Below are 17,705 nucleotides of genomic sequence, written 5' to 3' on the forward strand. Positions count from 1 at the left end.
CCCCGCTGACACACGCCATGTGTCAGCGGACGTTAAGGCAAGGCTGGATGACTTTCTTCAACCCGTCGTTGTTTTGTGGCAATGAAAACGTAGCGGTCAACGGCTTGCCGCCCTCTTTGGGGGCCAGCAAAATCTGCAAGGGTTGGCCACGTGAGGCATCACTCGCCCAGTAAGCCAACTCATCGCGCGGGATGGCTGTGTAAAGCGAAAAAATCGTGCCCAACTGGAATACCCCGCCATCAGTCCAACTGCCGGAAGTCTGGTGATCGACGGCGGTGCGTGTGCCGGTCGTGACTCGCATTGCCCCCGCTGCTCCCGGACCTTCAAATGGACCGCTGTTGAAACCCAGCGACTCTGGTGCAATGTGTAGCGTAAGTCCGGCCTCTGGGTTCTCGGGGTGGCAGCTGATTTCCAGATTGGCCTTGGTGTGATAATCGCCGTAAGCACTGTCGCCGTAAGTAGTCGCACTCAGCATGGGGCCATCGACATAAGGTCGCTCAACCAACCACACGGGGTGCGCCGAGCTAATGACATGAATGCCATCAGCAGACTCGCTCACTGTTTGTGCATAAGCATCGAAATGTGAAAAACAGAGGGCAACGGACAAGGTAAAGGTGAGGGTTTTAATAGAGCGAATCATAGAGGTGTTCATCCGAATTAATTTACCTTTACACAAACTATTTGCAGCTGTAACCGTCGGGCATTGTGACGGTGTAATTGCGTTGTACGCGGTCCTGGAAATTCAGGTTCCGCAGGCCCTGTTCCACCAGAAAGACTTCGACCTTCTCTCCTCGGCAGTCATCGTTATAGGACGACACCCGAAGCAGGTACACCGCACGTTTGCTCGCTTCATCCCGGGCAGTGGCAGTAAAGGTGGTCAGCGTGGTGTAGCCGGTTCGCTCCGAGGTACCCACCGGGCCATAGGCAGTGTTTGGCGTGCTGGTGCAGATCAGCCGGTCGTCTTTCTTCTTGTTGTTCTTGCACACGGTCGAGGTGCTGGTTGCCACCTGCCCGTACTCTGTCGCGGTGTAGCGGTAAGTCACTTGCCGGCTGCTGATATCGAGGGTGATGGTCATTTTGATCGGCGAATGGTTCTTGGGCAGGCTAGCGTCGGTAAATACCTCCCGGAAGCCTTGGTCTTTCAGCGCGTTGACCATATCGCGCAGGTAGTAGCGGGCATTAAGTGCGTTTTCATCACTGCCACCTGTGGACGTCACAAGTACAGTTGCCTGTCGGTCAAAGTGATAGTCCGGATCAGGTGTTGCATTGATTGCCACGTCCATTTTCGTGGCACAGCCACTGAGCAACGCCGTCAGCAATAACAGCATGCAGAACAAAAACCGGGTCATGAAGTAGCCGCCTTGCAACTAAGGATTTAATAAAAGTTAAACGGTTGAGCCTCGCGATAAACAACTCGCCGTCATTGGCAAGGCTCAGTCTTTCTGAAATTCCAGCAGGTCGCCTGGCTGGCAATCGAGCGCGGCGCAGAGCTTGTCCAGGGTGGCGATCTTCACCCCCTTGACCTTGCCGTTTTTCAGCAACGATAGATTGGCCTCGGTGATGCCCAGTAAGGCAGCCAACTCTTTCGAGCGAATTTTCTGCGTAGCCATGACAACGTCAAGGCGAACGATAATGGTCATTATATTGTTCTATATGTATTGACTTTGCTCATCGCTGAGCGCTTTGGCATCGCGCATGATAATGGAAAACACGCAGAGTAATAGCCCTTTGACGATCTCGTACGCGGAAGCGGAGGACAGGCCAATCGAGACCTTGAGAATGCCTTGCCCCGGAGGCAGGTCCATGGACAAGACCAGACCTTGCAAGGTTTCCATCAGGGGGTAGGTAGCCGGCAAAATGATGCACAACACACCGATGCGCCACAGGATACTGATGTTACGGTCGGTCCAGGTTTCGCCGCGGGACAAGCGCAGGAAGAACAACCCGGTCAGCCATAGCGCATACGCCGATAGCAGCTGGGGCAGGAAGTCCAAAACGACGATCAGCGCCGTAACCAGTGACGAGAGATACGTATCAGGGTTAAGCAGCGCATCTTCGGCAAAGGGGTCGAGCAGTTGCGGAGCGTTTTCGGCGAAAGCTGCGAGCAGTGCGGCCAGCATTTCATCCTTGTTATAGATCCAGAGCGTGGCGTTAGAGCCGACCTCAATGATACCCATGGCCCAGACCAGTAACGCGGCCAGCAGTCCGATCCAATACATGCGTTGCAGCGCCAGGTAGTTTATGCGGGTGTTCATGCACAGTTCCTTACTGAGCGTTTATGAACATTTATTCTCGATTATAAATTATCTAATTACAATAAATAATTACATTTAACGAGACCGCCCAACGGTTCACTGTCAACGCTCCGCCGTGGGTAGTCAGGCCACTCCGCTGTTCGACCGGATCCACAATAGAGGGATTCGGCGTGGACGTGCCTCGTACAAATCGACCGGTTGAATCCACCGTTCACTCGTCACCCACCGCCGCCCCTGCTCAGTGGGTTCGAATAAAAATCTGGACTAGCAGCTGGTTACTTGCCCCGCATCAATCCTGTTGACGCGCCCTTTGTCCGACCGGGTCCACAGCCAGTTATAGACGTCATACCCGCCTTCGCACTTGCCTTGCTTTTTGCCCTGGAAGTCGAAAGTCCGCCATGCGCCGGCCTGATGTGAAGGCATCCCAAGTACGTTTTGAAAAGCTGCGTCCGTGGAGCCAAGCCATAAGTGATTGGCAAGCGACGGGGGCTGCAGCTGTACCGGTAACGCAGGACAGTCGATGCTCGGCTGGACAGACTCGAATTGCTCGGCGATAACTCCCGTCACAGCGTGACTGGCGCCCCCCATCTCACCGTTTGAGATGATCCATATCCGCACGCCGATAGTTGGCTGGCTGTAGCACAACCAATAAACACTGTCACCGGCGTCGCCTCGATGCGCGATGGTGCCAATGGACGCTTCGCTCATCACCTGCGCCAGTGTTGTTTTTTCGAACTGAACAACGAACGCCCCAAACGTTGCACTTTTTGAAGGCGCTTTCTTCAGTGAGGCTGGCCATTGGATTGCATCGAATGCTCCGTTGGGCGGTGCAATAGCGGCTGTCGCGCTTAAGGCGATACAGAAGGATCCGAAAAACAACGATACTTGCTTCATTGCACGCCTCCGTTTCTTAACTGTTCACTTAACCTTTCGGCAGAGTTTGAAGGGGATTTCCCACGCCATCACCCACAGCGATTTGCCTGAGGGTATAGGCGCCAAGATGTACTGCGCGACTGACTCAAGAAGTCAGCGTTACCTTTTCATCGGGATTTTTCTGCATCATGCATTCCCCGTAAGGGTTGGTGTCGCCCTGGCGTTGTCGGCAGATCCATCTTTCGCCCTTGATCATGATAAGGACGGGCTCCAGTTTGTAGTTCAACTGGATATAAGCATTGGCGACCTCGATCGCCGCCGGACATGCACGTTGCTTCGACTGCGTGGTGACTGCATTGACGCCAAGGCCGTTCGTGGCCGATCCACAATAGAGGGATCCGGTGTGGGCCTGCGTTGTCCCGGGGATGGACAACGCAAAGCCAATCGCAAAAAGGGAAAAGACAAAATCAGTGTGTCGCATCAGCATTGACTCACAAGTTGATATCGAAGGTCTGCATCACGATTTCGTAGGTAACAGCAACGCCTTGACGGTCTTGTCAAAGTAAGCCACCTGAAGGGGGTAATCCTTCCCCAGCAGTTTGCCTTCGCCATACCAGGTGATGCCGCCCAGGTTCAGGACCAGACCGTTGCTGCCAAACTCGAATACGCTGCCCACCGAGCTGCTGAAGAGGAAGCGACTGTCATCCATTTGCAGCAGCTTGTACTGCGTGTCCGCGGGCGGCAGTTGATCCTTGATGCGTTGCAGGTAAGTCGGTGCCAGACGGGCAAACAACTGCCCAGCGCGCTCACGGTATTGCGGTATCGTCAAACCGGGACTGCGTTGCAACTCGGCGGCGATCAAGGCAAACACATCGGCATTGGCCCGCGCCTCGGCCAACTTGATCGACAGCGCCGTGGCCAACAACGCGTTATCAACCTGCAGCGACGATTTCTCCGGATGCCCATCGGCCGCCGGCGTCGTGACGGGGCGCATGAACTCGGCCACATTGACCGGAGACAATACGGTCGTTGCCAGATACGCCGCACAGGCCGTGGCCTGCCCTGCCTGGTCGCCATTGATAAACAGCGAGAACTGGCTGCCTTGTTTCGGCAACTTCTCTGCGTCAACCCCTGCCTGCTTGAGGAAGGCGTTGACCTGCTCCTGTTTCACTTCGCCCCTGGCCAACGCGCAAAGCTGCTCCATCGCCGGCGCATTGCGCTGCCCGTTAAACTTCGGCGACAACTCGAATATCGCATCATGAATCACTGGCAAAGCGGGAATGTTGAGCCAGTTGGTCTTGACGTCCGCGGGTCTGTTGATCAGGAACTTGTCGTAACCGGCCAGTGCCAACAAAGTGATCAGTGTGGTGACGAAAATTGTTTTTATGTTCATGGTTTTTTGCCTGAGTAAAAGTCGGATAGGGACGTATCAAAAACTGCCATCACCACTGATAACCAACACCCACGGCCACTCCTACCTGGCGCTGCGAGTCGGTAGAGCCCTGCAACTTGGTCAGCCACCGCCCATTGCCGGACAAATGTGAAACACCGAAGGCAACCGACGCTTGACCGCGATAGGTACTGGCAGCCACCGTCGTCATGCTTGCACCCGGCGAGGACGATTGCGGCATGCTGGCCATTGCCATTGCACCGGCAATCCCCGCGCTGAGAATGTCGTCTTGCTTCTTGATGTCATCTTTCAGCTCCGAATAACGCTGGTCGGTGTAGGCATTGGCGCTGTCGGTAATGCCCGCCACGCTCTTGGTCAACTGGTCGTAGTTCACTGCGTCCGTGCCGCTGGTGCCTGCAGCGATGTTGGTGAGCTGCCGCTCATTGCCCACGCTGCCCACCGATACGCTGTTGTCGCGATCAGCCACCGAATTGGCACCCAATGCCGTGGCGTTCTTCGCCGAAGCCTTGGCCCCGTTGCCCACGGCGACCGAGTTTTCCCCCGTGGCCTGAGACCTGGTGCCGACCGCCGCGCTGTTTTTGCCCGACGCCACCGCCCCCGTACCACCGGCGATCGAATCGACGCCAGTGGCTTTCGGTTTGGCTGCCGCGCTGGTGTTGTTCACCTGGAACATGCCGTCGGTGCCGTTCTTGATGTTGGAGACATCACCCTCGACGACGCTGATGCGGGCACCCTGCTGAACCGCATTGCCACCGAGGTTGGCGATCGAGTCATCCGTGTATTGCTTGGACTCGGTAACTGCACCGTCGAGCTGGCGCACGTTGACCGCATCGTTGGCGTCCTTGCCGTCGGCAACGTTGCTGACCGTGCGGGTTGCGCCGGTCGCTGCATTGCCCACCGACACCGTGCCCGCGGTCTGGTTGTTAGCCCCCGAATACTTGCCGCTGTAAGTCTCTGCACCACGCCCCTCATCGCTGGAACCGCTGCCCAGTGCCACACTGCCGTCGGCGGAAGCCTTGGCGTCGTTGCCCACCGCTACCGAGCTGTTACCCGACGCCTGGGCTTTGGGACCCAAGGCCATCGCGTCAGTACCGGTGGCCGCAGAGTCGGCACTGGTGGAATTGACGTGCAAATACTTGATGCCACCTCCTGAGCCGATAAGATTCTCGAGGCCGCCGACCCGACCGCCCAGGCTAGTGATGTCCGTAGTGTTTTGATCCACTTGATCACCGACCCACTTCAGTTGCGCCACGTTGACCGCATCGTTGTCCTGGGTGCCTGCCGCCACCCCGGTGAGCTTGCGATTGCCCTGCGCCGTGCCGAAGCCGATCTCGCCGACCGACGTCTGCGGTGCCGCCAATCGATAGGCGCTGTAATTCGTCTCGGCGCCGACCGTGGTCACCGAGCTCGAGCCAAGCGCCACACTCATGGCATGACTGGCATTGGCACCGGCACCCAACGCGACCGATTGCTCAGCTGAGGCCTGGGCTGCGCTGCCCATGGCGATACCGGAAGCCTGCAACACCTGGGTGTTTCGACCGATGGCAATGCCACCGGCAGCGGCCAGACCGACAGTGGCCTGATTACCGATACCCACACCGTTGTCACCGTTGACCACGGTGGCCGGACCGACCGCAACCGACTCGGCACCGCTGGCGAGTGAGTCCGCAGGGTTGGTCGAGTTGGCGTGGAAATAACGGGTGCCGGTCGAACTCAAGGAGCCCATCGCTCCGGTCAATTGACGCAGGTTCACGGCGTCATGGGCTTCGGTGGCATCCGCCACGTTGGTGATCTGCCGGTAGCTACCGGCCTTGCCCACCGACACCGAGCCGAGCAAGGTGGCATCCGAGGTGTCATAAATGATCGCCCCGCTACCGACCGGGATGGTGCCGGTGGTCGGTGCCAGGGCACGGTCCGCGACCGAGCCTTCGCCCAGCGCGATACCGCCCGATACTTGAACCTGACTCTGACGTCCCAGTGCCACACCACCATCAGCGGCCGCATTGGCGCCCGAGCCGGCGGCGAACGAGTTGGCACCTGCGGCAATGGACGCGGGGCCGATTGCGACGCTGTCCAGGCCGGTTGCGCTGCTGTCGGCAAGGACCGAATTGCTGTGGAAATACTTGATGCCGGTGCCGTTGTTGACGATGTTATCGACGCTTTGGTTGGTCGCGAACAACTGCGAGCCATTCACCGCATCGGTGCTGGTGCCGTTCAAGGCACCGGCAGCGACGTTGGTCAATTTAACCGCGGTTCCCGCAGGGTTGAAGGTCACTTGAGTCTTGGTGCTGGCGTCGTCGTATTTCACGGCGACGGCGGCGGTGTTGGTCAGACTCGTGTTGAGATTGTTCAGTGCTGCGCCGACGTTGTTGCTGGCCAACGGACCGGAGTTGGTGCCATTGACGCTGATGCTGTTGGTGGAATAGCTCGGTGCCGTCCATGTGCCTGCGGTCGCATCAAGTGCAGCGCCGCCGCCCAGCGCGGTCGCTGTGTCCTGCCCCACTTTATTCAGTTGGCTGACGTTGACGGCATCCGTGGCACTGGAACCGGCGGCAAGACCGGTAAGGCGACGGCCGTTGGCGCCGTTGGCGATGTTCACTTCGCCCCCGGTCGCCGCACCGCCGACACCATAAGCCGCATTAGCCAGGGTTGCGCCAGTGGCCGAGGAGTTCGAACCGAGCGCTACGCCGTTGGCAACGGTTGCACTCGCGGTCGGGCCGATGGCTACGCTGTCGAGGCCAGTTGCAGTGCTGTCGGCCAGGACCGAGTTGCTGTGGAAGTACTTGATGCCGGTGCCATTGTTGACCAGGTTATCGACTTGAGTACCCAGGCCATCGACAGCCGTGTTGGTCGAGAACAATTGACTGCCATTGATGGCATCGGTGCTGCTCGCCGACACTCGGCCGGCGGCCACGTTAGTAACCTGCCGCTCATTGCCCATGCTGCCCACGCTCAAGACGCCAGTCGGAGTCGCACCGGCGTAATTGAACGTGGTGCCGTTGACCACACCCGTGGCGGTCGCGTTGGCGGCAGCCGTGGTGGCGCCATTACCCAGTGCGATGGAATTGGCGGTGCCGGCCACGGCACCGCTGCCGATCGCCACACCGTTGGCCGCCGTGGCGCTGGCGGCCGGGCCGACGGCTACGCTGTCCAGACCGGTTGCAGTGCTGTCGGCGAGGACCGAGTTGCTGTGGAAATACTTGATGCCGGTGCCGTTGTTGACCAGGTTATCGACTTGAGTACCCAAGCCATCGACAGCCGTGTTGGTCGAGAACAACTGACTGCCATTGATGGCATCGGTGCTGCTCGCCGACACTCGGCCGGCGGCTACGTTAGTGATCTGCCGCTCATTGCCAAGGCTGCCGACACTCAAGACGCCGGTCGGAGTCGCACCGGCGTAATTGAACGTGCTGCCGTTGACCACACCCGTGGCGGTCGCGTTGGCGGCAGCCGTGGTGGCGCCATTACCCAGGGCGATGGAATTGGCGGTACCGGCCACGGCACCGTTGCCGATCGCCACGCCGTTGACCGCTGTGGCGCTGGCGGCCGGGCCGACGGCTACGCTGTCCAGGCCGGTTGCGCTGCTGTCGGCGAGGACCGAGTTGCTGTGGAAATACTTGATGCCCGCACCATTGTTGACGAGGCCATCGACGGTCTGGTTGGTCGCAAACAGCTGCGAGCCATTCACTGCATCGGTGCTGGTGCCGTTCAAGGCACCTGCCGCGACGTTGGTCAACTTGACCGCGGTGCCCGCCGGGTTGAAGGTCACTTGAGTCTTGGTGCTGGCGTCGTCGTATTTCACCGCCACCGCAGCCGTGTTGGTCAGACTGGTATTCAGATTGGTCAGGGCTGCGCCGACGTTATTGCTGGCCAATGGACCGGTATTGGTGCCGTTGACGCTGATGCTGTTGGTGGAATAGCTCGGTGCCGTCCATGTGCCTGCAGTCGCATCAATTGCAGCGCCGCCGCCCAGGGCCGTCGCGGTGTCCTGCCCCACTTTATTCAGTTGGCTGACGTTGACGGCATCCGTGGCACTGGCACCGGCGGCTAGGCCGGTAAGGCGACGGCCACTGGCGCCGTTGGCGATGTTCACTTCGCCCCCGGTCGCCGCACCGCCGACACCATAAGCCGCGTTAGCCAGGGTTGCGCCAGTGGCCGAGGAGTTCGAACCGAGCGCCACGCCGTTGGCCACGGTCGCACTCGCGGTCGGGCCGATGGCTACGCTGTCGAGGCCGGTTGCTGTGCTGTCGGCCAGGATCGAGTTACTGTGGAAGTACTTGATGCCCGCGCCATTATTGACGAGGCCATCGACGGTCTGGTTGGTTGCGAACAGCTGCGAGCCATTCACTGCGTCGGTGCTGGTGCCGTTCAAAGCACCGGCGCTGAGGTTGGTGATTTTCACCCCGCCGGCCGGTGCGCCGACACCGCCGGTCGCTCCCAGGGTGATGGCGTTGCCGCCGACCGCATCGTATTTCACTGCGATATTGGCGGTGTTGACGGTGTCGGTGTTCAGCGCCGTCAACGCACCCGCTACGCTGGTTTGCGCAGTGGCTGCCCCGACCGCACCGGTGGTGCTGATCGCGTTGATCTGCTGACTAAAGCCAGTAATGCCCGTGGCCGGCGAGTAAGTGGCGCCGCCACCCAGGGTGCTGGCCGAGGTGTTGCCCAATGTGGTGGTTTGGGTGCCGACCGCATCGACTGCCGTGTTGGTGGCGAACAGTTGACTGCCGTTGACCGCATCGGTGCTCGCGGCAGTGACTTGGCCAGCCGCTACATTGGTGACCTGACGTTCGTTACCGACACTGCCCACGCTCAATACACCGATTGGAGCAGCGCCTGCGTAAGTGTAAGTGGTGCCATTAACCACACCCGTTGCGGTGGCAGTCGCCGCCGCAGTGGTTGCGCCACTGCCCAAGGCCACCGAATCGGCAACGCTGGACACGGCACCATTACCGATGGCGACCGCATTGGTTGCCGTCGAACTGGCGGCCGGGCCAACTGCCACGCTGTCAGTGCCGGTTGCAGTGCTGTCGGCGAGGATCGAGTTGCTGTGGAAATACTTGATGCCCGCGCCATTATTGACGAGGCCATCGACGGTCTGGTTGGTCGCAAACAGCTGCGAGCCGTTCACCGCGTCAGTGCTGGTGCCGTTCAAGGCTCCGGCGCTCAGGTTGGTGATTTTCACCCCGCCGGCCGGTGCGCCTGCACCACCGGTCGCTCCCAGGGTGATGGCGTTGCCGCCGACCGCATCGTATTTCACCGCGATGTTGGCGGTGTTGACCGTGTCGGTATTCAGCGCCGTCAACGCACCCGCTACGCTGGTTTGCGCAGTGGCTGCTCCTACTGCCCCGGTGGTGCTGACACTGTTGATCGGCTGACTGAAACCAGTAATCCCCGTGGCCGCAGAGTAAGTGGCGCCGCCACCCAGGGTGCTGGCCGAGGTGTTGCCCAATGTGGTGGTTTGGGTGCCGACCGCATCGACCGCCGTATTGGTGGCAAACAGTTGGCTGCCGTTGATTGCGTCGGTGCTAGTGGCCGTGACTTGGCCAGCCGCTACGTTGGTGACCTGACGTTCATTACCGGCACTGCCCACGCTCAATACACCGATTGGAGCAGCGCCTGCGTAGGTAAAGGTGGTGCCGTTGACTATCCCACTAGGCGTAGCGGTTGCGGCGGTGGTCGTTGCGCCATTACCCAGCGCGAGGGAGTTCGCCACACTGGCCACAGCACCATTACCGATGGCGACCGCATTGGTTGCCGTCGAGCTGGCGGCCGGGCCGACCGCCACACTGTCAGTACCCGCGGCAGTGCTGTCGGCCAGGGTCGAGTTGGCGTGGAAATACTTGAGGCCGTTGTTGATGATGTTATTGATGCTTTGGTTGGTCGAGAACAACTGCGAGCCATTCACTGCATCGGTGCTGGTGCCGTTCAAGGCTCCGGCGCTGAGGTTGGTGATTTTTACCCCGCCGGCCGGTGCGCCTGCACCACCGGTCGCCCCCAGGGTAATGGCGTTGCCGCCGACCGCATCGTATTTCACCGCGATGTTGGCGGTGTTGACCGTGTCGGTATTCAGCGCCGTCAATGCACCGGCAACGCTGGTTTGCGCAGTGGCTGCACCGACCGCACCGGTGGTGCTGATCGCGTTGATCGGCAGACTGAAGCCAGTCAGTCCCGTGGCTGGCGAGTAAGTGGCGCCGCCGCCCAGGGTGCTGGCCGAGGTGTTGCCTAAAGTAGTGGTTTGGGTGCCGACCGCATCGACTGCCGTATTGGTGGCGAACAGTTGGCTGCCGTTGACCGCATCGGTGCTCGCGGCAATGACCTGGCCAGCCGCTACATTGGTGACCTGACGTTCGTTACCGACACTGCCCACGCTCAATACACCGATTGGAGCAGCGCCTGCGTAAGTAAAGGTGGTGCCATTAACCACACCCGTTGCGGTGGCAGTCGCGGCCGCAGTGGTTGCGCCACTGCCCAAGGCCACCGAGTCTGCAACGCTGGAAACAGCACCATTACCGATAGCGACCGCATTGGTTGCCGTCGAGCTGGCGGCCGGACCGACTGCCACGCTGTCAGTGCCGGTTGCAGTGCTGTCGGCGAGAACCGAGTTGCTGTGGAAGTACTTGATGCCCGCGCCATTGTTGACGAGGCCATCGACGGTCTGGTTGGTCGCAAACAGCTGCGAACCGTTCACTGCATCAGTGCTGGTGCCGTTCAAGGCTCCGGCGCTCAGGTTGGTGATTTTTACCCCGCCGGCCGGTGCGCCTGCACCACCGGTCGCTCCCAGGGTGATGGCGTTGCCGCCGACCGCATCATATTTCACCGCGATGTTGGCGGTGTTGACTGTGTCGGTGTTCAGCGCCGTCAACGCACCCGCTACGCTGGTTTGCGCAGTGGCTGCCCCTACCGCACCGGTGGTGCTGACACTGTTGATCGGCTGACTGAAGCCAGTAATGCCCGTGGCCGGCGAGTAAGTGGCGCCGCCACCCAGGGTGCTGGCCGAGGTGTTGCCCAACGTGGTGGTTTGGGTGCCGACCGCATCGACTGCCGTATTGGTAGCGAACAGTTGGCTGCCGTTGACCGCATCGGTGCTCGCGGCAGTGACCTGGCCAGCCGCTACATTGGTGACCTGACGTTCGTTACCGGCACTGCCCACGCTCAACACACCGATGGGAGCAGCGCCTGCGTAAGTGTAAGTAGTGCCATTGACCACACCCGTTGCGGTGGCAGTCGCCGCCGCAGTGGTTGCGCCACTGCCCAAGGCCACCGAATCGGCAACGCTGGACACGGCACCATTACCGATGGCTACCGCATTGGTTGCCGTCGAGCTGGCGGCCGGGCCGACTGCCACACTGTCAGTACCCGTGGCAGTGCTGTCCGCCAGGACCGAGTTACTGTGGAAGTACTTGATGCCCGCACCATTGTTGACGAGGCCATCGACGGTCTGGTTGGTCGCGAACAACTGCGAGCCGTTCACTGCATCAGTGCTGGTGCCGTTCAAGGCACCGGCACTCAGGTTGGTGATTTTCACCCCACCGGCCGGTGCGCCTGCACCACCGGTCGCTCCCAGGGTAATGGCGTTGCCGCCGACCGCATCGTATTTCACCGCGATATTGGCGGTGTTGACTGTGTCGGTGTTCAGCGTCGTCAATGCATCCGCTACGCTGGTTTGCGCAGTGGCTGCCCCGACCGCCCCGGTGGTGCTGATCGCGTTGATCTGCTGACTAAAGCCCGTCAGACCCGTGGCCGGCGAGTAAGTGGCGCCGCCGCCCAAGGTGCTGGCCGAGGTGTTGCCCAGCGTAGTGGTCTGGGTCCCCAGATTACTGACGGCAGTATCGGTCGCAAAAAGCTGCGAGCCATTCACTGCATCAGTGCTGGTGCCGCTCAAGGCACCGGCGCTCAGGTTGGTGATTTTCACCCCGCCGGCCGGTGCGCCGGCACCGCCGGTCGCCCCCAGGGTGATGGCGTTGCCGCCGACCGCATCGTATTTCACCGCGATATTGGCGGTGTTGACTGTGTCGGTGTTCAGCGCCGTCAATGCATCCGCTACGCTGGTTTGCGCATTGGCTGCGCCTACCGCACCGGTGGTGCTGATCGCGTTGATCGGCAGACTGAAGCCAGTCAGTCCCGTGGCTGGCGAGTAAGTGGCGCCACCACCCAGGGTGCTGGCCGATGTGTTGCCCAGCGTAGTGGTCTGGGTCCCCAGATTACTGACGGCAGTATCGGTCGCAAAAAGCTGCGAGCCATTCACTGCATCAGTGCTGGTGCCGCTCAAGGCACCGGCGCTCAGGTTGGTGATTTTCACCCCGCCGGCCGGTGCGCCGGCACCGCCGGTCGCCCCCAGGGTGATGGCGTTGCCGCCGACCGCATCATATTTCACTGCGATATTGGCGGTGTTGACCGTGTCGGTATTCAGCGCCGTCAATGCATCCGCTACGCTGGTTTGCGCAGTGGCTGCCCCGACCGCCCCGGTGGTGCTGATCGCGTTGATCTGCTGACTAAAGCCCGTCAGACCCGTGGCCGGCGAGTAAGTGGCGCCGCCGCCCAGGGTGCTGGCCGAGGTGTTGCCCAACGTGGTGGTTTGGGTGCCGACCGCATCGACTGCCGTGTTGGTGGCGAACAGTTGACTGCCGTTGACCGCATCGGTGCTCGCGGCAGTGACTTGGCCAGCCGCTACATTGGTGATCTGACGTTCGTTACCGGCACTGCCCACGCTCAATACACCGATGGGAGCAGCGCCTGCGTAAGTGTAAGTAGTGCCATTGACCACACCCGTTGCGGTTGCAGTCGCCGCCGCAGTGGTTGCGCCACTGCCCAAGGCCACCGAATCGGCAACGCTGGACACGGCACCATTGCCGATGGCGACCGCATTGGTTGCTGTCGAGCTGGCGGCCGGGCCGACCGCGACACTGTCAGTGCCCGTGGCGGTGCTGTCCGCCAGGGCCGAATTGGCGTGGAAATACTTGAGGCCGTTGTTGATGATGTTATTGATGCTTTGGTTGGTCGAGAACAACTGCGAGCCATTCACTGCATCAGTGCTGGTGCCGTTCAAGGCACCGGCACTGAGGTTGGTGATTTTCACCCCACCGGCCGGTGCGCCGGCACCGCCAGTCGCCCCCAAGGTAATAGCGTTGCCGCCAACCGCATCGTATTTCACCGCGATGTTGGCGGTGTTGACCGTGTCGGTATTCAGAGCCGTTAACGCCCCCGCTACGCTGGTTTGCGCAGTGGCAGCCCCGACCGCCCCGGTGGTGCTGATCGCGTTGATCGGCAGACTGAAGCCAGTAATGCCCGTGGCCGGCGAATAAGTGGCGCCGCCGCCCAGGGTGCTGGCCGAGGTGTTGCCTAACGTCGTGGTCTGGGTCCCCAGATTACTGACGGCAGTATCGGTCGCAAAAAGCTGCGAGCCATTTACCGCATCGGTGCTGGTGCCGTTCAAGGCACCGGCGCTGAGGTTGGTGATTTTCACCCCGCCGGCCGGTGCGCCTGCACCACCGGTCGCTCCCAGCGTAATGGCGTTGCCGCCGACCGCATCATATTTCACCGCGATATTGGCGGTGTTGACTGTGTCGGTATTCAGCGCGGTCAACGCACCCGCTACGCTGGTTTGCGCAGTGGCTGCCCCGACCGCACCGGTGGTGCTGATTGCGTTGATCGGCAGACTGAAGCCAGTAATGCCCGTGGCCGGCGAATAAGTGGCGCCGCCGCCCAGGGTGCTGGCCGAGGTGTTGCCTAACGTCGTGGTCTGGGTCCCCAGATTACTGACGGCAGTATCGGTCGCAAAAAGCTGCGAGCCATTTACCGCATCGGTGCTGGTGCCGTTCAAGGCACCGGCGCTGAGGTTGGTGATTTTCACCCCGCCGGCCGGTGCGCCTGCACCACCGGTCGCTCCCAGAGTAATGGCGTTGCCGCCGACCGCATCATATTTCACCGCGATATTGGCGGTGTTGACTGTGTCGGTATTCAGCGCGGTCAACGCACCCGCTACGCTGGTTTGCGCAGTGGCTGCCCCGACCGCACCGGTGGTGCTGATTGCGTTGATCGGCAGACTGAAGCCAGTTATGCCCGTGGCCGGCAAGTAGGTGGCGCCGCCGCCCAGAGTGCTGGCCGAGGTGTTGCCCAACGTAGTGGTCTGGGTCACCACATTATTGACGGCAGTATTGGTGGCAAAGAGTTGGCTGCCGTTCACCGCATCAGTGCTGGTGCCGTTCAAGGCACCGGCGCTGAGGTTGGTAATTTTCACCCCGCCGGCCGGTGCGCCTGCACCACCGGTCGCGCCCAAGGTAATGGCGTTGCCGCCGACCGCATCATATTTCACCGCAATATTGGCGGTGTTGGTCACGCTGGTACTCAGATTGGTCAATGCCGCGCCGACGTTGCCGCTAACCAACGGGCCGGTATTGGTACCGTTCACGCTGATGCTGTTGGTGGAATAGCTGGGCGCCGTCCATGCGCCTGTGGTTGCGTTGACTGCCGCACCGCCACCCAGGGCTGTTGCCGTGTTTTGCCTGTCTGTAAACAATTGGCTTCCATTCACAGCATCAGTGCTGGTGGCGTTCAAGACGCCGGCCGCGACGTTAGTCAACTTGACCGCGGTACCCGCTGGGTTGAAGGTCACCTGGGTTTTGGTAGCCGCGTTGTCATATTTCACCGCCACGGCGGCCGTGTTGGTCAGGCTGGTATTGAGGTTGGTCAGTGCTGCGCCGACGTTGTCGCTGATTAACGGACCGGTGCTGGTGCCGACAGCGTTGATGCTGTTGGTGGAATAACTGGGAGCGGTCCATGCCCCGGAGGTCGCATTGAGTGTCGCGCCGCCACCCAGGGCTGTCGCCATACTCTGGCCTAATTTATCGAGCTGGCTGACGTTGACGGCATCCGTCGCATTGGCACCGGCGGCAAGACCGGTAATACGGCGGCCGGCGGCGCCGTTGGCGATGTTCACTTCCGCCCCTGCCGTGCCGCCGACACCATAAGCCGCGTTGCCCAGTGTCGTGCCCGTTGCGTTTGAACTAGAGCCCAGGGCAACGCTAGCGAGAGAACTCGATTTACTATTCCATCCCAAAGCCAGAGCATCAGTAGCCTCAGCTGTACTTGCGGGGCCCACAGCGACAGCATTCTGTTGGTTAGCCTTACTTAAGTAGCCCACAGCTATAGCACCAGTACCCGAAGCGGCACTTGTTTGGCCCACAGCGACAGTATTAGCTCCCGAAGCGTCAGCTCCAGCACCTCCTGATGCTCCAATGCCTAATTGAGTCGCGTTACTTCCGAGGGCGTATACCGCAGTGTTAATTCCCCCCAGCGAGAAAACAGCCAGCGCAACAGCACACGCTCCAGACGTTTTCAAACCTCGCTTACGCAGACCTGCCGGGCCGCTCTTGGTCTTCTTGCTGGCAAGTTCCGAAGCAACTACCCAGCAACACATCGACGTGTTCCAGACAACAGAAAATATTTTATTCATCAATGTATTGGCGCTGGGCCAACCTCCGAAACTGCGTCATCCATGGCGTGATGACGTCCGCTTTTAATTCAATCCTTGATATGCAAAACCCAGTAAAAACGATGCCTCAATCCTGAAAACGACAAGAATCGAAGCTTCGCCTTATGTAAAAAACAGGCACCACCAAGGAACTACGAGAGCTTATTGTCTCGACTTACCAAGGGGATTAAGTTAGGAAATTTCCTGCTGCTTGTAGGAAATTTCCTGCCTAACGAATATCAATCGATTTCACGGAAGCAATTCGGAGACAGTCTAGGCGATTGGACTCTTCTAGATATTTATTGAAAAAACACTAATGATCGGCGACCAACATTTATCAAGAACGATTCGTCATTGCTAATCACTACCACTTTAATCTGCGTGCATATCATGAAGACTTGCAGGACGCCTACTCGATTAGGTCGTTCAATAACTTACCGATCAACTAACGGCAGCCATTGACTGAAGATCCAGCCAATTCAATAACCCCGCCGCCGTCATCGCACGCGCACACAAATAGCCCTGCCCTTGAGTACACCCAAGTTCCAGCAATACCTGACGCTGTTCTTCAGTTTCGATCCCTTCGACCACCACCGACATGCCCAACGCTTCACCCAGCGCCAGGGTGCTGCTGATCACTGCGCGGCAACGGGGTTCTTGCTTGAGCCCGCGAACGAATTCGGCGTCGAGTTTGATTTCGTTGAACGGCAGTTGGCACAGACGCTGAAGCGACGAAAACCCCGCGCCGAAATCATCGATAGACAGGCTGCAACCCATCATTCGCAGGCGTACCAGACTTTCAAGACCGGTCGCAGGGGCTTCGATCAGCCCGGTTTCGGTCAGCTCGAAAGTCAGCCCTGAACCGGGCATTTCATGAGCACTGAGCATCGATTTGATCCGGCACGTGAGTTCGGCGTTGACCAGTTGCGCAGCCTGCAGATTGAAGGAGACGTTCAGGTCGATTCCCTGATTGAGTGCCTGGCGCTGAAGCCACAACCCTTGTTCCAACTGCAGGAACAGCAAGTCATCCATCAACCCGCAACGCTCGATAACCGGCAGGAACACCGCGGGCGGCAGTACACCTTTGAACGGATGGTGCCAACGGGCCAAGGCTTCGACACTGCACACTTCACCGGTCAGCAGGTTGAATTTGGGCTGAAAGTAAGCCTGCAACTGCTGGCCGGCAAAGGCGCGGCGCACCTCTTCTTCGGTGGCCAGCGCAGCAACAGGAAGCACGACTGGCTCGTCAATGGGATCGCTCAGGTGTTTTGCCAGCAATAGCTGCAGAGCATCCAATTGCAGAGGCTTGCTGACATAGCCCAGCAGCACCATCCCTGACAGCGAAACCAACTGCCCCACTGCCTGACGCACATCTGCCGACAGTGAACTGCTGATGATGATCGACCCCGCCAGACGGGATCGGCCCACGCTCTGCAGAAGCTCCAGACTGTCCACACCGCCCATGCGCAGGTCACACAGGGTGATATCCACCGGACCGACCTGCTCGAGTATCGAGTGGGCTTGCGCGCCATCAGCGGCAACGAAGACTTCCTGACAACCGGACTGCCACAGCATGTTGACCGCAATCGAGCGATGGAAGGCGTTGTCGCCAAGAACCAGAACACGTAACGGGAGCATGGGCATGGAAGCGGCTCACTCTGTAAGGAATGAACCCATTGTCCGGACATGGCCG

General features: G+C 59.8%; 10 protein-coding genes and 1 pseudogene. 1 reads left to right on the forward strand and 10 read right to left on the reverse strand.

Annotated elements, in window-relative coordinates:
- Positions 1-22: 22 nt before the first annotated feature.
- The 7 genes from ACYZT8_RS19160 to ACYZT8_RS19190 all read right to left on the reverse strand — a co-directional run bounded on the left by ACYZT8_RS19160 (position 23) and on the right by ACYZT8_RS19190 (position 3,837).
- Positions 23-640, reverse strand: a complete 618-nt coding sequence (locus ACYZT8_RS19160) for a hypothetical protein (RefSeq protein WP_461975040.1) — start codon at positions 638-640, stop codon at positions 23-25.
- A gap of 37 nt (positions 641-677) precedes the next feature.
- A complete protein-coding gene (locus ACYZT8_RS19165) occupies positions 678-1,349 on the reverse strand; it encodes a hypothetical protein (protein ID WP_461975042.1) in 672 nt (223 codons plus the stop codon).
- A gap of 84 nt (positions 1,350-1,433) precedes the next feature.
- Positions 1,434-1,640, reverse strand: coding sequence for a helix-turn-helix domain-containing protein (locus ACYZT8_RS19170; protein WP_201205025.1), 207 nt, complete (start codon positions 1,638-1,640; stop codon positions 1,434-1,436).
- A 9-nt stretch (positions 1,641-1,649) separates the two neighbouring features.
- Positions 1,650-2,255, reverse strand: coding sequence for a hypothetical protein (locus ACYZT8_RS19175; protein ID WP_461975044.1), 606 nt, complete (start codon positions 2,253-2,255; stop codon positions 1,650-1,652).
- Positions 2,256-2,519: 264 nt separating this feature from the next.
- Positions 2,520-3,149 carry a hypothetical protein gene (locus ACYZT8_RS19180; protein WP_461975046.1) on the reverse strand — a complete coding sequence of 210 codons (630 nt, stop codon included), beginning with the start codon at positions 3,147-3,149 and terminating at the stop codon, positions 2,520-2,522.
- A 124-nt stretch (positions 3,150-3,273) separates the two neighbouring features.
- The gene (locus ACYZT8_RS19185) at positions 3,274-3,615 is read right to left on the reverse strand and encodes a hypothetical protein (RefSeq protein WP_461975048.1); all 342 of its coding nucleotides are present in this window, start codon (positions 3,613-3,615) and stop codon (positions 3,274-3,276) included.
- Positions 3,616-3,645: 30 nt separating this feature from the next.
- Positions 3,646-3,837 carry a hypothetical protein gene (locus ACYZT8_RS19190; protein ID WP_461975050.1) on the reverse strand — a complete coding sequence of 64 codons (192 nt, stop codon included), beginning with the start codon at positions 3,835-3,837 and terminating at the stop codon, positions 3,646-3,648.
- Between the two features lie 51 nt (positions 3,838-3,888).
- Here ACYZT8_RS19190 and ACYZT8_RS19195 point away from each other — a divergent pair, with 51 nt between their 5' ends.
- Entirely contained in the window at positions 3,889-4,539 is a 651-nt protein-coding gene (locus ACYZT8_RS19195) for a hypothetical protein (RefSeq protein ID WP_461982549.1), read from the forward strand.
- 31 nt (positions 4,540-4,570) lie between these two features.
- On the opposite strand, the gene ACYZT8_RS19200 is transcribed toward ACYZT8_RS19195, so the two are convergent.
- The 3 genes and pseudogenes from ACYZT8_RS19200 to ACYZT8_RS19210 all read right to left on the reverse strand — a co-directional run bounded on the left by ACYZT8_RS19200 (position 4,571) and on the right by ACYZT8_RS19210 (position 17,656).
- Positions 4,571-15,478: a hypothetical protein gene (locus ACYZT8_RS19200; protein WP_461982551.1), complete on the reverse strand. Its 10,908-nt coding sequence runs from the start codon at positions 15,476-15,478 to the stop codon at positions 4,571-4,573.
- 141 nt (positions 15,479-15,619) lie between these two features.
- Positions 15,620-15,994, reverse strand: a pseudogene (locus tag ACYZT8_RS19205) (ESPR domain-containing protein); the annotation flags it as partial.
- 459 nt (positions 15,995-16,453) lie between these two features.
- Positions 16,454-17,656, reverse strand: a complete 1,203-nt coding sequence (locus ACYZT8_RS19210) for an EAL domain-containing protein (RefSeq protein WP_461975052.1) — start codon at positions 17,654-17,656, stop codon at positions 16,454-16,456.
- Positions 17,657-17,705 lie beyond the last annotated feature (49 nt).

The organism is Pseudomonas sp. LB3P93, assembly GCF_054898025.1.

Bases quoted from the DNA above. Each gene is read 5' to 3' on its own strand.
- ACYZT8_RS19165 (WP_461975042.1), bottom strand. From the start codon at position 1,349: ATGACCCGGTTTTTGTTCTGCATGCTGTTATTGCTGACGGCGTTGCTC.
- ACYZT8_RS19170 (WP_201205025.1), bottom strand. From the start codon at position 1,640: ATGACCATTATCGTTCGCCTTGACGTTGTCATGGCTACGCAGAAAATT.
- ACYZT8_RS19190 (WP_461975050.1), bottom strand. From the start codon at position 3,837: ATGGATGACAGTCGCTTCCTCTTCAGCAGCTCGGTGGGCAGCGTATTC.
- ACYZT8_RS19160 (WP_461975040.1), bottom strand. From the start codon at position 640: ATGATTCGCTCTATTAAAACCCTCACCTTTACCTTGTCCGTTGCCCTC.
- ACYZT8_RS19175 (WP_461975044.1), bottom strand. From the start codon at position 2,255: ATGAACACCCGCATAAACTACCTGGCGCTGCAACGCATGTATTGGATC.
- ACYZT8_RS19210 (WP_461975052.1), bottom strand. From the start codon at position 17,656: ATGCCCATGCTCCCGTTACGTGTTCTGGTTCTTGGCGACAACGCCTTC.
- ACYZT8_RS19180 (WP_461975046.1), bottom strand. From the start codon at position 3,149: ATGAAGCAAGTATCGTTGTTTTTCGGATCCTTCTGTATCGCCTTAAGC.
- ACYZT8_RS19185 (WP_461975048.1), bottom strand. From the start codon at position 3,615: ATGCTGATGCGACACACTGATTTTGTCTTTTCCCTTTTTGCGATTGGC.